Source organism: Mycobacterium colombiense CECT 3035, from assembly GCF_002105755.1.
Classification (GTDB): domain Bacteria; phylum Actinomycetota; class Actinomycetes; order Mycobacteriales; family Mycobacteriaceae; genus Mycobacterium; species Mycobacterium colombiense.
Map to the genome: position 1 here is coordinate 1,757,572 of NZ_CP020821.1, position 14,633 is coordinate 1,772,204.

The following is a 14,633-nucleotide window of genomic DNA, read 5'->3' on the forward strand; positions in this document are numbered from 1 at the left end:
CCCGCCTCAGATCACCCGCATCCGTGCGGCATTGCGCAGGCCCTGCGGCGCCAGGCGCGAAAGTCCGTACAGCGCATAGGCTTCCGGCGCCACCGGGCGAATGGGTTTCTTCTTCTTGACCGACGACAGGATGGCGTTGGCGACCTTGTCGGGGCCGTAGTGGCGCAGCGCGAACATCTTGCCCAGCTGCCCGCGGCGGCCGTCGACGTCGTCGGACTGCTTTCCCGCGGGCGCGTCGAATCGGGTGGTGTTGATGATGTTCGTGTCGATGACGCCGGGGCAGATCGTGGTGAGCCCCACCCCGGCGGCGTCGAGTTCGGCCCGCAGGCAGTCGGAGAACATGTAGGTCGCCGCCTTGGAGGTGCAGTAGGCGTTCAGCGACTGCAGCGGGGCGTAGGCCGCCATCGAGGACACGTTGACGATGTAGCCCCCGGTGCCGCGCTCCACCATTCGCCGCGCGAACGAGCGGCACCCGTTGACCACGCCGCCCAGGTTGACGTCGAGCACCCGGTCGAACTGCTCGGGCGGGGTGTCCAGGAATCCGCCCGCGTGCCCGATGCCGGCGTTGTTGACGACGATGTCCGGGACGCCGTGCTCGGTGCTGACCCGCTCGGCGAACGACTCCACCGCCTGCGCGTCGGACACGTCGAGCACGTAGGCGTGCGCGACGCCGCCACGGGTGGCGATCTCGGCCGCGGTGGCCTTCACCGCCGCCTCGTCGATATCGCTGATCACCAGCTCGGCGCCCTCGCGCGCGAAGGCGAACGCGGTCTCGCGGCCGATGCCGCTGCCGGCGCCGGTGACCGACACCAGGGTGTCGCCGAACGACCCGCGGGGACGCCCCACCTGCGCGCGCAGCAGCGCGCGGCTCGGCTGCTTGCCCTCGGCATGGTCGGCGAACTCGTGCACGGCCGCCGCCATCACCTGCGGGTGCGACATCGGCGAGAAGTGACCGGCCGCGACGTCGCGGCGCCACAGCCGCGGCACGAAACGCGGGGTGTGGTCGTAGCCGTAGGGCCGCACGTACTTGTCCTTGGTGTTGACGATGAGCTGCACCGGCGCGTCGATGACCGCGACGCCTTGCTTGCGACCGGAGAACGACCGAAAGTAGTTGGCGGGATAGGTTTTCACCGAGTGCGCGGCGTCGGAGGCCAGCTTCTCGGAGTGGTGGATCTGCTCGACGGAGATGTTGTCGACCGCGTTGCGCCGCAGCGCCGGGACCGACATGGTCAGCCGGAGGAACAGCGGCGCGAGCACCGGGATCGAGAAGAAGATCATGTAGGTCAGCCGCAGCGCCTGGCTGATCGCCCGTAGGAAGGTGCGCGGCTTCCACGGGGCCCGCAGGCCGCTGAAGATGTAGTCGACCAGCTGGTCCTGGGCGGGTCCGGAGACCGACGTGAACGTCGCGACCCGGTCGTTGGCGCCGGGACGCTTCAGGTAGTGCCACACCCCCACCGAGCCCCAGTCGTGGGCCAGCACGTGCACGGGCCGGCCCGGGCTCAGCTCGCCGGTCACGGCGGCGAAGTCGTCGGCGAAGCGGTCCATGCTGTAGGCGGACACCGGCTTGGGCACCGAGGACAGCCCGACGCCGCGGTTGTCGTAGCGGATGATCCGGAACCGCTCGGCCAGCAGCGGGACGACCCCGTCCCACAGCACGTGCGAGTCGGGGAAGCCGTGCACCAGCACGACGGTGGGGCCCTCGGGGTTGCCCTCTTCGTAGACCGCGATGCGGGCGCCGTCGGCGCTATCGACGAAATGCTGGGGTACTTGTGGTGATGGCGGCATCGGGACCTCCCCGCTCTGGCTGCAGTGGCCACACCGTAGCAAGCGTGATCGGCGTCACCCGCCCAGCGCGGGGTATCTGCCCTGGATGTGTGCCGACAACGGCGCAGTGACAGGATAGTTTTGGATTGCTACTTCGCCTTCCGCAAGAGCTGATCGACCCCGCCCCGACCCACGAGCGATCGAGGAGTCAAACAAGATGGCCTTCTCCGTCCAGATGCCGGCACTCGGTGAGAGCGTCACCGAGGGGACGGTCACCCGCTGGCTCAAGCAGGAAGGCGACACGGTCGAACTCGACGAACCGCTCGTCGAGGTGTCGACCGACAAGGTCGATACCGAAATCCCGTCGCCGGCCGCCGGCGTGCTGACCAAGATCGTCGCCCAGGAGGACGACACCGTCGAGGTGGGCGGCGAGCTGGCCGTCATCGGCGACGCCTCCGAAGGTGGTGGGGCCAGCGGCGCGCAGCCGGCCGCGCCGGCGCCGAGCCAGCCGGAGCCGCAGGCGCAGTCCGCGGCCCCGCCCAGCCCGAGCCGCAGCCGGAACCGCAGCAGCCCCAGGCCCAGCCCGAGCCCGCGCCCGCGCAGCAGAGTTCCGGTGGCGGCGACGCGACCCCGGTGTTGATGCCCGAGCTCGGCGAGTCGGTGGCCGAGGGCACCGTGACCCGCTGGCTCAAGAAGGTCGGCGACTCGGTCCAGGTCGACGACGCGCTCGTCGAGGTGTCCACGGACAAGGTCGACACCGAGATCCCGTCTCCGGTGGCCGGCGTGCTGATCAGCATCACCGCCGAGGAAGACGCCACCGTGCCGGTCGGCGGCGAGCTGGCGCGCATCGGCGCCGGTTCGCAGGCCCCGCGCCCGCGGCTCCCGCCGCCCCCAGCCCCGCCCGCGCCCAAGCCCGAGCCCACGCCGGAGCCGGCCCCCCAGCCGCAGGCGCAGCCCAAGCCCGAACCCTCGCCGGCCCCCGCGCCGCAGCAGCCCGCGCCGGCGCCGAAACCCCAACCGGCGCAGGCCCAGCCGGAACCGGCAGCGGCGGGGCCGGGTGCCGACGGGGCGCCCTACGTGACGCCGCTGGTGCGAAAGCTGGCCGCCGAAAACAACATCGACCTGAACTCGATCACCGGCACCGGGGTGGGCGGGCGCATCCGCAAGCAGGACGTGCTGGCCGCCGCCGAGGCCAAGAAGGCGCCCGCACCGGCCGCACCGGCCGCCGCGGCACCTGCCGCCGCAGCCGCCCCCAAGGCCGCCGCGGCGCCCACCCCGGCTCCGGCGCTGGCGCATCTGCGGGGCACCACCCAAAAAGCCAGCAGGATCCGCCAGATCACCGCGAACAAGACCCGCGAATCCCTGCAGGCCACAGCCCAACTCACCCAGACCCACGAGGTCGACATGACCAGGCTGGTCGGGTTGCGGGCCAGGGCCAAGGCGGCGTTCGCCGAGCGCGAGGGGGTGAACCTGACCTTCCTGCCGTTCATCGCCCGCGCGGTGATCGACGCGCTGAAGATCCACCCCAACGTCAACGCGAGCTACAACGAGGACACCAAGGAGATCACCTACTACGACGCCGAGCACCTCGGCTTCGCGGTCGACACCGAACAGGGCCTGCTCTCCCCCGTGGTGCACAACGCGGGTGACCTGTCGCTGGCCGGGCTGGCGAGGGCGATCGCCGACATCGCCGCGCGCGCCCGGTCGGGCAACCTGAAACCCGACGAGCTGTCCGGCGGCACGTTCACGATCACCAACATCGGCAGCCAGGGTGCGCTGTTCGACACCCCCATCCTGGTTCCGCCGCAGGCCGCCATGCTGGGCACCGGCGCGATCGTCAAGCGGCCGCGGGTGGTGGTCGACGACAGCGGCAACGAATCGATCGGCGTCCGCTCGATCTGCTATCTCCCGCTGACCTATGACCACCGGCTGATCGACGGCGCCGACGCCGGCCGCTTCCTGACCACGATCAAGCACCGGCTGGAAGAGGGAGCCTTCGAGGCCGACCTCGGCCTGTAAAGAAGGACAAGCGAACGTGGCTCGTGCTGGTCAGAATTCCGTCATCGCGATTGCGGGTTCGTCCGGACTGATCGGTTCCGCCCTGGCGGCGGCCCTGCGCGCCGCCAACCACCGGGTGCTGCGCATCGTGCGCCGCGCCCCGGCGAACGCCGACGAGCTGCACTGGAATCCCGAGACCGGCGATCTGGATCCCGACACGCTCGTCGACGTCGACGCCGTCGTGAACCTGTGCGGCGTCAACATCGGCAAGCGGCGGTGGTCGGGCGCCTTCAAGCAGAGCCTGCGCGACAGCCGCATCGCCCCCACCGAGGTGCTGGCGCACGCCGTCGCCGACGCGGGCGTGGCGACCTTGGTCAACGCCAGCGCGGTGGGCTTCTACGGCAACACCAAGGACCGCGTGGTCGATGAAAACGACCGCGCGGGAACGGGTTTCCTGGCCCGGCTGTGCGAAGACTGGGAGGCGGCCACGCTGCCCGCCCAGTACGGCGGCGCCCGAGTGGTGCTGGCCCGCACCGGGCTGGTGTTCTCCCCCGCCGGCGGCGCGTTGGGCCGGCTGCGGCCGCTGTTCCGCGCCGGCCTCGGCGCCCGGCTGGGCAGCGGGCGCCAATACATGTCGTGGATCACGCTGGAAGACGAGGTGCGCGCGCTGTTGTTCGCGATTTTCGACGCCGAACTGTCCGGCCCGGTGAACATGACGGGGCCCGCGCCGGTCACCAACGCTGAATTCACCACGGCTTTCGGGCGGGCGGTCAACCGCCCGACGCCGTTGATGGTGCCCGGTTTCGCGATTCGGGCCGCGCTGGGCGAATTCGCCGACGAGGGCCTGCTGATGGGGCAGCGCGCCATCCCGTCGGCGCTCGAGCGTGCCGGTTTCGTCTTCCACCACAACACCATTGGCGAGGCGCTCGCCTACGCCACCGCCCGGCGCGACCACGATTAGTGGGAATCGCGTCGCCCGGATTGTGCCCGGCCGGCCCGGGCCGAGTACCGTCGCGAACGTGATCGATTCCATCCGGTCGAGCCAGGCCCTGATCGACGTCCGCCGGCTCGGCGTCGTCGACTACCGCGTGGCCTGGCAGCAGCAACGTGATCTGGCCGACGCCCGGGTGGCCGGCGGCAACGACACGCTGCTGCTGCTCGAGCACCCCGCGGTCTACACCGCGGGCCGGCGCACCGAGCCGCACGAACGGCCGGTGGACGGCACTCCCGTCGTGGACACCGACCGCGGCGGCAAGATCACCTGGCACGGTCCCGGCCAGTTGGTCGGGTATCCGATCATCGGCCTGGCCGAACCCCTCGACGTGGTCAACTACGTCCGGCGACTGGAAGAGGCGCTGCTCAAGGTCTGCGCCGACCTGGGCGTGGACGCGGTCCGGGTGCCCGGCCGGTCCGGGGTGTGGGTGCCCGGCGGCGAGGGGCGGCCCGACCGCAAGGTGGCCGCCATCGGCGTCCGGGTGTCGCGGGCGACCACGCTGCACGGATTCGCCCTCAACTGCGACTGCGACCTGGACGCGTTCAGCGCGATCGTGCCGTGCGGCATCAGCGACGCCGGAGTGACGTCACTGTCGGCCGAACTGCGCCGCCCGGTGTCGGTCGAGGACGTCCAGACTTCGGTCGGCGACGCGGTCTGCGACGCCCTGGACGGGGTGCTGCCGGTGCAGGACCATGATCGCGGCGCCCGCGTAGCATCAGCGATGTGACTGTCGCACCCGAAGGACGCAAGCTGCTGCGCCTGGAAGTGCGCAACGCCGAGACCCCCATCGAGCGCAAGCCGCCGTGGATCAGGGTGCGGGCCCGGATGGGCCCGGAGTACACCCAACTCAAGAGCCTGGTCCGGCGCGAGGGCTTGCACACGGTGTGCGAGGAGGCCGGCTGCCCCAACATCTTCGAATGCTGGGAGGACCGCGAGGCCACCTTCTTGATCGGCGGCGACCAGTGCACCCGCCGCTGCGACTTCTGCCAGATCGACACCGGCAAGCCCGCCGAATTGGATCGCGACGAGCCGCGGCGGGTCGCCGACAGCGTGCACACGATGGGGCTGCGCTACGCCACGGTCACCGGGGTGGCCCGCGACGACCTGCCCGACGGCGGCGCCTGGCTGTACGCCGAGACGGTGCGCGCCATCAAGGAACTCAACCCGTCGACCGGCGTCGAGCTGTTGATCCCCGACTTCAACGGCGAGCCCGCCCGGCTGGCCGAGGTGTTCGAGTCGCGCCCGGAAGTGTTGGCGCACAACGTCGAAACCGTGCCGCGCATCTTCAAGCGGATCCGCCCCGCCTTTACCTACCGACGTAGCCTCGACGTGCTGACCGCCGCGCGCGACTTCGGGCTGGTCACCAAGAGCAACCTCATCCTCGGCATGGGCGAGACCCCCGACGAGGTGCGGACCGCCCTGGCCGACCTGCGCGACGCCGGCTGCGACATCATCACCATCACCCAGTACCTGCGCCCGTCGGCGCGTCACCACCCCGTCGAGCGCTGGGTGAAGCCGGAGGAATTCGTCGAGTTCGCGCAGCACGCCGAACAGCTGGGTTTCGCCGGGGTGCTGGCCGGGCCGCTGGTGCGCTCGTCCTATCGCGCGGGACGGCTCTACGAACAGGCCGCCCGCAGCCGCGCCTGACGGCGCCGCGGTCCGGTCGCGGCGACTGACGTCACGGCCCTACGTATTCTTTGACTATGGCTAAATCCCGCACCGCCGCGCAGAACAAGGCCGCCCGAGCGGAGGCGCAGGCCGCCCGCAAGGCCGCCGCGCGGGAGCGGCGCACCCAGTTGTGGCAGGCGTTCAACATTCAGCGCCAGGAGGACAAGCGCCTCCTGCCGTACATGATCGGCGCCTTCGTGCTGATCGTGGGCATCTCCGTGGGGGTGGGCATCTGGGCCGGCGGGCTGACGATGATCACGCTGATACCGCTCGGGGTGGTGCTGGGAGGGCTGGTCGCCTTCATCGTGTTCGGGCGCCGCGCCCAGAAGTCGGTGTACAGCAAGGCCGAAGGCCAAACCGGCGCCGCCGCATGGGCGTTGGACAACCTGCGCGGCAAGTGGCGCGTGACCCCTGGGGTGGCCGCGACCGGCCACTTCGACGCCGTGCACCGGGTGATCGGCCGGCCCGGCGTCATCCTGGTCGGCGAGGGGGCGGCGAGCCGGGTGCGCCCGCTGCTGGCGCAGGAGAAGAAGCGCACCGCGCGCCTGATCGGGGACGTGCCGATCTACGACATCGTCGTCGGCAACGGCGAGGACGAGGTGTCGCTGGCCAAGCTGGAGCGCCACCTCACCCGGTTGCCGGCCAACATCACCGTCAAGCAGATGGACACCCTGGAGTCGCGGCTGGCCGCGCTCGGGTCGCGGGCCGGAGCCGCCGTCATGCCCAAGGGGCCGCTGCCCAACTCGGGCAAGATGCGCGGTGTGCAGCGCACGGTGCGCCGCAAGTAGCTGGCCAGCGCGGGATCAGCGGCGCACCACGGCCGTGGCGGTCAACCGATCCTGCATCCCGCGGCCGTCGAAGTCGGTGAACAACGCCGGCACCACCGTCCCGACCAGCACGCCGCGCACGACGGCCCGGCCCAGGCCGACCGGCCCGCGGCCGTCCACCGTCACCACCTGCAGGCGTAGCGCCAGCTGGCCGGGCGTGAACCCGAACAAGCGCACAAAGACCACGCCCAGCAGGTACCAGATCACCAGGACCGCGGTGGCCAGCGCCGGTTGGGACAGCCAGCCGAAGCGCATGGCCAGCGCGGCCAGACCGTACGAGATCAACCAGTCGATCATCAGCGCGCCCAGCCGGCGCCCCATGGGCGCCAGCGATCCCGGCCCGCTCTGCGGAAATCCGAGCTTCTCCCCGGGGTACGCGGATGGTGATTCCGCCATCACCGGCGCGGACCGCGGTCCGAATAACCGGCGGGACCGACCGGGCGAGGAGGGCGGACGGTGCGTACGGCCACCGGAAAAGATACGATCTTGCGATCCATGGCCCCACAATAGAACCCGCCGCCGACGCGGCCACTTTTAGCGTGTGGCATGGTCACGTAACGTGCGCGCAACATCGGGTTGACTGACGGGCAACATCTGCTCCATAGCGTCAGGCCGCGGATCTCACCAAGTAAAGGAGCATTCTGTGACGGAAACGACGCCCGACGACGTCTTCAAACTCGCCAAGGACGAAAACGTCGAATTTGTCGACGTCCGGTTCTGTGACCTGCCCGGCATCATGCAGCACTTCACAATCCCGATTTCGTTTTTCGACGAGAGCGTTTTTGAGGACGGCTTAGCCTTCGACGGCTCGTCGATTCGCGGATTCCAGTCCATTCACGAATCCGACATGCTGCTCCTTCCCGATCCCGCGACCGCGCAGATCGACCTGTTCCGCGAAGCCAAGACGCTGAACCTCAACTTCTTCGTGCACGACCCGTTCACCCTCGAGCCGTACTCGCGCGACCCGCGCAACATCGCCCGCAAGGCCGAGAACTACCTGATCAGCACGGGCGTGGCCGACACCGCCTACTTCGGCGCCGAGGCCGAGTTCTACATCTTCGACTCGGTCAGCTTCGACTCGCGCACCAACGGCTCGTTCTACGAGATCGACGCGATCTCGGGCTGGTGGAACACCGGCTCGCCCAACGAGCTCGACGGCAGCCCGAACCGGGGTTACAAGGTGCGCCCCAAGGGTGGTTACTTCCCCGTCGCGCCCGTCGACCACTACGTCGACCTGCGCGACAAGATGCTGTCCAACCTGATCACGGCCGGCTTCGAGCTGGAGAAGGGCCACCACGAGGTGGGCACCGGCGGCCAGGCCGAGATCAACTACAAGTTCAACACGCTGCTGCACGCTGCCGACGACATGATGCTGTACAAGTACATCGTCAAGAACACGGCCTGGCAGAACGGCAAGACCGTCACGTTCATGCCCAAGCCGCTGTTCGGTGACAACGGCTCCGGCATGCACACCCACCAGTCGCTGTGGAAGGACGGCAGCCCGCTGATGTACGACGAGACCGGCTACGCCGGCCTGTCGGACACCGCCCGCCATTACATCGGTGGCCTGCTGCACCACGCGCCGTCGCTGCTGGCGTTCACCAACCCCACGGTGAACTCCTACAAGCGCCTGGTGCCCGGCTACGAGGCGCCGATCAACCTGGTCTACAGCCAGCGCAACCGCTCGGCGTGTGTCCGGATCCCGATCACCGGCACCAACCCGAAGGCCAAGCGGCTCGAGTTCCGTTGCCCCGACTCGTCGGGCAACCCGTACCTGGCGTTCTCGGCCATGCTGATGGCCGGCCTGGACGGCATCAAGAACAAGATCGAGCCGCAGGCGCCGGTCGACAAGGACCTCTACGAGCTCCCGCCGGAGGAGGCCGCCAACATTCCGCAGGCGCCCACGCAGCTGTCCGCGGTGATCGACCGGCTGGAAGAAGACCACGAATACCTCACCGAGGGCGGCGTGTTCACGCCCGACCTCATCGAGACGTGGATCAACTTCAAGCGTGAGAACGAGATCCTGCCGGTCCAAATCCGGCCGCACCCTTACGAATTCGCGCTGTACTACGACGTTTAAGGACGTTCAAGTCGGCTTGACGAAACCACCCGCGTGGAGATTGCCGCGCGGGTGGTTTCGCATTTTGCCGCCTCGGCTGTTATCCGGGGCGCGCGCAGTCCTCAGTGGCGGGCGCCGACGGCCACGCGCAGGCGTCGATGTCCGTCACGCCCCGCTCGCCCCCGCCGGTGAAGACACCGAAAGCGTTGCCGTTCCTGGCGGTGTACGTGGCACCGCCGCCATCCGGACCGCCACCGGTCCTGTCGACGATCAGCGTCCAGTTCATCCGCAACAGCGCGGCCTTGTATCCGCCCATCACCTCGGCAGGAGATCCGTCGACGAAGAAGTGCGAGCGGACGCCGCCGTCGTGAATGGGATCGGGGCCGTCGGTTCTGCTCGTCCTCGCCGGCGTCGGGATCAGCGACCGCAGATACGCGGCGGCGGCCGCGTTCGTCGCCTGCGACACGAGGGTGGTGACCGTGTTGGTGTGGTTTCCGCCCGTGCTCGTCGAAATGCCCACATACGGTGAACCACCGCACGCCGCCGCCAGTCCGGCGGCCGCAGCCGCAACGCAGACAGTGGGGCGCATCTCGACTCCGTTCGGTCCAAGGATTCCCGAAACATAGGCGATGGCGAGGCGCGCGGGCGTGCCATCGCCTCCGGTTAGGTGCCGGGTGGCCCCGAATGAGGTGTCAGGCCGATGGTCCGAAGACTTTCTCCACGGTTCGAGGTATGCGTTTGACGGCGGCGGGTCCAGTGAGGGCCAATTGCATCAGGTAGCCGGGCAGTACACACAACAGCAGGTCGGTGATCGCCGCCGCGTCACGGCCGGGGCGTTTGGGCGATCGTAGGAGCCGTGCCGCATCTGCGATCGAGTCGCGGAGTCGTTCCGCCAAAACGGGATTGCGCATCGCCTCCGACCAGACGAGCAACGCGATCGCGGCAAATCCATCCTCGGCGTGACGGGCGGTGACGAAGTCAAGGACGGCACCGATGGCCGCTTCCGCGGTCAAGCCGTCCCCGATCGACGCGCGGATCACGCTGACAACCTGATCAAGGTTCTCGGCGGCGATCGTCTCGATGACGGCGTCCTTGCTGGGAAAGTAGCGGTATACCGCCCCGGAGGAAACACCGGCCTCGTCGACAAGGTCCTGCATCGAAGTGCCATGGAAGCCGTCACGCACAAAGCATCTGCGTGCCGCGGCCAGGATGTGCGCGCGGCGTTCGGCGCGGTACTCGTGTGACACCTTCGGCATGGTCACACCCTAACTCAAACGCACACGATCGTTCGCGTTTGACGTCATCGAGCTACGGTGGCATCATAAAAAACGAACGCCCATTCTCTTATCTGGGCGACCGAACCGTACCCTGATCCCCTGCACTTTTCATAGTTCGTCGTCGGGTGGCACATGTCGACCCTCGGGAATAGGAGCGTCCATGATTGGTTGTGCTGAGGTATGAAAGCGATCGGCTACACGGAATTCGGTCCTCCAGAAGTCTTGCGCGTCTTGGAGTTACCGGAGCCTCACGCGGGGCGGGGGCAGGTTCGCGTCCGCGTCCAGGCGTGCGCTGTCAATCCTGCTGACACAGCGGCCCGGTCGGGCTGGATGCGCAGGACCTATGCGCCAGACACGCTCCCGGGAGGGAAATACCCCGAACCGCCGTACGTGCCTGGATGGGACTTCTGCGGTGTTGTCGACGAGTCCGCCGACGGCGCTGCGATCCCGGTCGGCCAACAGGTTATCGGCCTCACGCGCAGCCCGATGGGCGATGTCGGCGCGTACGCCGAATACGTGGTCACCGACGCTGGGTCGGTTGTGCGAGCACCCGGTAACGCCACAGCCGCTGCCGCGTCCACCCTTCTCATGAATGCGCTGACCGCCTACGCCATGCTCGAGGCACTGGCCGTCCCCGCCGGCGGCACCGTCGCGGTGACGGGAGCGGCCGGAGCTCTGGGCGGCTACGCCGTTCAATTAGCCAAAAGCCAAGGGCTGCAAGTGGTCGCTGATGCCGCGGAAACCGACGAGCAGCTGGTGAAGGAGTTAGGGGCAGACATCGTCGTCCGCCGCGGAGACAAGGTGGCCGACCGCATCCGTGGCGCGATACCTGACGGCGTCGACGGTGTCGTCGACGCGGCACTGTACAAGGACGCGATCGTTCCCGCGATCCGCGATGGCGGCGCCGCCACCTCCGCCCGCCAACATGTCGGCGTCACCGACCGAAACATTGTGTGGCACACAGTGTCCGTGACCGAACACACCACACGCACCGACGTCCTGAACACCCTGCGCGATCTCGCGGAGACCGGTGTCCTGACGCTACGGGTAGCGGACATCCTTCCGGCCGAGCAGGCCGCCGAGGCACATCGGCGGTTGGAGGCCGGCGGGCTGCGGGGCCGTCTCGTGCTCACCTGGTAGCTCACATAAGCCGCCGCACCGCGTCCTGATCGACGGCCGAGAGGAATCGAATGATGAAGGACTTTCGCCCACCCCACTCGTCTCAGGTGGACGACGCTGTCGACATCTCGGGCTTGCTGACTCCGTTGTCGGTGGGCTCGCTACGGCTGCCAAACCGGTTCGCACTCGCGCCGATGACGCGCTACGCGACCCCCGACGGCGTACCCACCGCGGCGTACGTCCCCTACCTTCGGCGGCGCGCCGCGGGCGGAATGGGCCTGTTGATCACCGAATCAGCCCTGATCCCCGACCCGAGCACCGCGATGGACCTCGACATGCTCAGCTACTTCCACGACAACGCGAAAGCCGCATGGAAGCCGGTGGTGGAGGCTGTCCACGACGAAGGTGCGGCAATTTTCTCCCAGCTGCTGCACGCAGGCGTCTACCGCGGCCACCGTCCCAGCATCTTTCCCGATGTCCCCACCGCCAGTCCGTCTGGAATCGACTTTTACGGTGAGCCTATCGGTAAGGCGTTGTCCACCAACGACATCGACAACATCATCGCGAGCTACGTGAAGGCGGCCCGCGACGCGCAGTGGGCGGGTTTCGACGGCATCGAAGTGCACGGTGCCCACGGATACCTTCCCGACCTGTTTTTATGGGAGCGCACCAACCAGCGTTCGGACCGCTACGGTGGCGCGTTGGCAGACAGGACACGCTTCGCGTGCGAACTGGTCGGCGCCCTACGCAGCGAACTCGGATCGGACACCGTGATCAGCTTCCGATTCTCCCAGTGGAAGGCCGACCTCTTCGACGCGCGAATCGCCAACACCCCAATCGAACTGGAAACGGTGCTCGGCCCGCTTACCGCCGCCGGAGTCGATATCTTTCATCCCTCGACACGCCGGCACTATGACGCCGCGTTCCCTGACCTCGGCGGCGCCGACGGTCGACTCAGCCTCGCCGGGTGGACCAAGAAGATCACCGGCCATCCCACTATCACCGTTGGATCGATCGCACTGACCAAGACCATCGGCGAATCAGGCGCCACGGCCGGCGGTCACGCGGACATCGCCTCCCTGCACGCCCTCGTTCGCCAGTACGAGCGCGGCGAGTTCGACATCGCAGCCATCGGGCGGGCCGCCCTGGCCAATCCCGACATCGTTCACAAGATCCACTCCGGACGTAGCCAGGAACTCATCCCTTACAACGAAAGCCGACACAAACTCACACTCCGGTGATGAGCGACACGAATCTCATCCGCGCCTGAGATCCGAGTGAAAGGAGATCACCATGCGCGCATATCGATTCGATAGCCACGGTGGGCTAGACGGTCTGCAGTTGCACGACGAACCTGTGCCCGCACCCCAACGAGGAGAACTCCTGCTGCGGGTCAAGGCGGTCTCGCTGAACTATCGCGACATAGCGATCCCACTGGGCCGTTACGTGCGTAAGGCCAAAGTCGGTTTGGTGCCGTGCAGCGACGCCGTTGCCGAAGTCGTCGAGATCGGTGAGGGCGTCGCTGACTATCGTCCCGGCGACCGGGTGGTAGGGACATTTCAACCCAGGTGGTTCGGTGGAACACTGCCGGCGACCGCAGAGTCCGACAGTTACGGCAGCGGACAGGACGGATGGCTCACCGAATACAAAGTGGTCTCACGGGAATCGGTCGTCGCCGTGCCACCCGCTCTGTCCGACGACCATGCCGCCACGCTGCCCTGCGCCGGTGTCACCGCCTGGAATGCGCTGGGCGGTCCGGCACCGATCCGCGCCGGCCAAACCGTATTGACGCTCGGTTCCGGCGGGGTGTCGGTGTTCGCCGTGCAACTGGCGAAACTTGCTGGGGCTCATGTCATCGCGACAACCTCGAGCACCCATAAGGCGCAGGTGTTGCAGTCGTTGGGGGCGGACGAGGTCATCAATTACCGCACCGATGCCCAGTGGGGCCAACGGGTGCGGCAATTGACCGAAGGCCGCGGGGTCGACCGCGTCGTCGAAGTCGGCGGACCGGCCACCATCGAGCAGTCATTGCGGGCGGTCGCCGTGGGCGGGGAGGTGACGTTGATCGGCTTCCTGAGCGAGGACAATCCCGGCATCGACTATTTCTTGCTCAAAGGCAGCGGCGCGATAACCCGGTCCATCACGGTCGGCGACCGCACCGAGCTGGAAAGTCTGGTGCGAGCCGTCACCACCACAGGGCTCACACCAGTAATCGACGAGATCTTCGAATTTTCCGACGCGAGAGCGGCATTCGAGCGACTGCGCGACGGAAAGCACCTGGGCAAGCTCGTCATCCGGGTCAGCTGAGTCGGTCGCACAGACCGTCGCGTCCTGTCGTTTGACAGCCCAGACGTGAGTCTCCTAATCGTGCGCTGAGCGACCGCGGCGTGATCTTGCGGCCGTGCCTCGCGTCGACCACCGCGATCCCGAGCTGTCCTTGGCCGCCGCGCGTGACCCCGCGCCCCGAGTGGATGCGTATTTGCGCTCGCGCCCGGATCGATCCTTCAGGTAATGCACACCCAAAACCGTTGCGCCGACGGGTAATAACACCGGCCACTCCACCAGCCCCACCGCACCCACAACGGCCACCGTAAGCGCCGCCGCGGGAACGGACCGACTGCCGCTGCTCAGGCCCCTTTGCGCACCTTCGACCGCACCGCGGACACCACCGACCACCCCATTGACGGCGGCACCACCGGCCGCCCCGGCGGCCGCGACGCTAGCCTCGATCGCGTCGCTGGCGACACGCATCGTACGTCTGAAGACATCCATGTTGGCTCCTCCACTGATGGGCCGGGCCGTATGATTCCGGCAACCTCACGTTATTTCCCCGTTCATCGTTCGTTAAACGACGACTCGACGGGTCCTATCCGTGGGCGTTGACGGCCGCAGCGCTACGAGGAACCGCGAAAGCGCTGGACCACACT

Annotated in this window: 12 protein-coding genes and 1 pseudogene; 9 read left to right on the forward strand and 4 right to left on the reverse strand. The window is 67.9% G+C overall.

From position 1 onward, the window contains the following. Positions 1 to 6: 6 nt before the first annotated feature. Complete coding sequence (locus B9D87_RS08085) at positions 7 to 1,785, reverse strand: SDR family oxidoreductase (RefSeq protein WP_007770682.1); 1,779 nt, start codon at positions 1,783 to 1,785, stop codon at positions 7 to 9. A gap of 196 nt (positions 1,786 to 1,981) precedes the next feature. On the opposite strand from B9D87_RS08085, the pseudogene sucB reads away from it, so the two are divergent. The 5 genes and pseudogenes from sucB (at position 1,982) to B9D87_RS08110 (ending at position 7,212) form a co-directional block, all read left to right on the forward strand. Then, positions 1,982 to 3,783 (forward strand): annotated as a pseudogene (gene sucB, locus B9D87_RS08090) (2-oxoglutarate dehydrogenase, E2 component, dihydrolipoamide succinyltransferase). Between the two features lie 16 nt (positions 3,784 to 3,799). Further along, on the forward strand, positions 3,800 to 4,723 hold the full coding sequence (locus tag B9D87_RS08095) for a TIGR01777 family oxidoreductase (RefSeq protein WP_007770680.1): 924 nt from the start codon (positions 3,800 to 3,802) through the stop codon (positions 4,721 to 4,723). A 58-nt stretch (positions 4,724 to 4,781) separates the two neighbouring features. Continuing rightward, on the forward strand, positions 4,782 to 5,483 hold the full coding sequence (lipB, locus tag B9D87_RS08100; RefSeq protein WP_007770679.1) for a lipoyl(octanoyl) transferase LipB: 702 nt from the start codon (positions 4,782 to 4,784) through the stop codon (positions 5,481 to 5,483). Beyond that, a complete protein-coding gene (gene lipA, locus B9D87_RS08105) occupies positions 5,480 to 6,403 on the forward strand; it encodes a lipoyl synthase (RefSeq protein WP_007770678.1) in 924 nt (307 codons plus the stop codon). Before lipB ends, lipA begins: the two co-directional genes overlap by 4 nt. Before the next feature lie 56 nt (positions 6,404 to 6,459). Then, a complete protein-coding gene (locus B9D87_RS08110) occupies positions 6,460 to 7,212 on the forward strand; it encodes a DUF4191 domain-containing protein (protein ID WP_007770677.1) in 753 nt (250 codons plus the stop codon). A gap of 15 nt (positions 7,213 to 7,227) precedes the next feature. Here the strand turns inward: B9D87_RS08110 and B9D87_RS08115 are convergent, their stop codons facing one another. Beyond that, positions 7,228 to 7,650, reverse strand: coding sequence for an RDD family protein (locus B9D87_RS08115; protein WP_077092324.1), 423 nt, complete (start codon positions 7,648 to 7,650; stop codon positions 7,228 to 7,230). A gap of 244 nt (positions 7,651 to 7,894) precedes the next feature. Between B9D87_RS08115 and glnA the strand changes: the two genes are divergently transcribed. Further along, positions 7,895 to 9,331, forward strand: coding sequence for a type I glutamate--ammonia ligase (gene glnA / locus B9D87_RS08120; RefSeq protein ID WP_007770674.1), 1,437 nt, complete (start codon positions 7,895 to 7,897; stop codon positions 9,329 to 9,331). A gap of 79 nt (positions 9,332 to 9,410) precedes the next feature. Here glnA and B9D87_RS08125 read toward each other — a convergent pair whose 3' ends face one another. Then, positions 9,411 to 9,899 (reverse strand): hypothetical protein, encoded by a 489-nt coding sequence (locus B9D87_RS08125; RefSeq protein WP_040629778.1) that lies wholly within the window; start codon positions 9,897 to 9,899, stop codon positions 9,411 to 9,413. 103 nt (positions 9,900 to 10,002) lie between these two features. Then, the gene (locus B9D87_RS08130) at positions 10,003 to 10,566 is read right to left on the reverse strand and encodes a TetR/AcrR family transcriptional regulator (protein WP_202950002.1); all 564 of its coding nucleotides are present in this window, start codon (positions 10,564 to 10,566) and stop codon (positions 10,003 to 10,005) included. Between the two features lie 201 nt (positions 10,567 to 10,767). Here B9D87_RS08130 and B9D87_RS08135 point away from each other — a divergent pair, with 201 nt between their 5' ends. Genes B9D87_RS08135 through B9D87_RS08145 form a run of 3 tightly spaced genes read left to right on the forward strand, consistent with a single transcriptional unit; the run spans position 10,768 to position 14,013 of the window. Beyond that, positions 10,768 to 11,727, forward strand: coding sequence for an NADP-dependent oxidoreductase (locus tag B9D87_RS08135; RefSeq protein WP_040629777.1), 960 nt, complete (start codon positions 10,768 to 10,770; stop codon positions 11,725 to 11,727). A gap of 50 nt (positions 11,728 to 11,777) precedes the next feature. Beyond that, positions 11,778 to 12,947, forward strand: coding sequence for an oxidoreductase (locus B9D87_RS08140; RefSeq protein WP_007770670.1), 1,170 nt, complete (start codon positions 11,778 to 11,780; stop codon positions 12,945 to 12,947). Between the two features lie 52 nt (positions 12,948 to 12,999). Beyond that, positions 13,000 to 14,013, forward strand: coding sequence for a zinc-dependent alcohol dehydrogenase family protein (locus tag B9D87_RS08145; protein WP_007770669.1), 1,014 nt, complete (start codon positions 13,000 to 13,002; stop codon positions 14,011 to 14,013). The last annotated feature ends 620 nt before the right edge of the window (positions 14,014 to 14,633 follow it).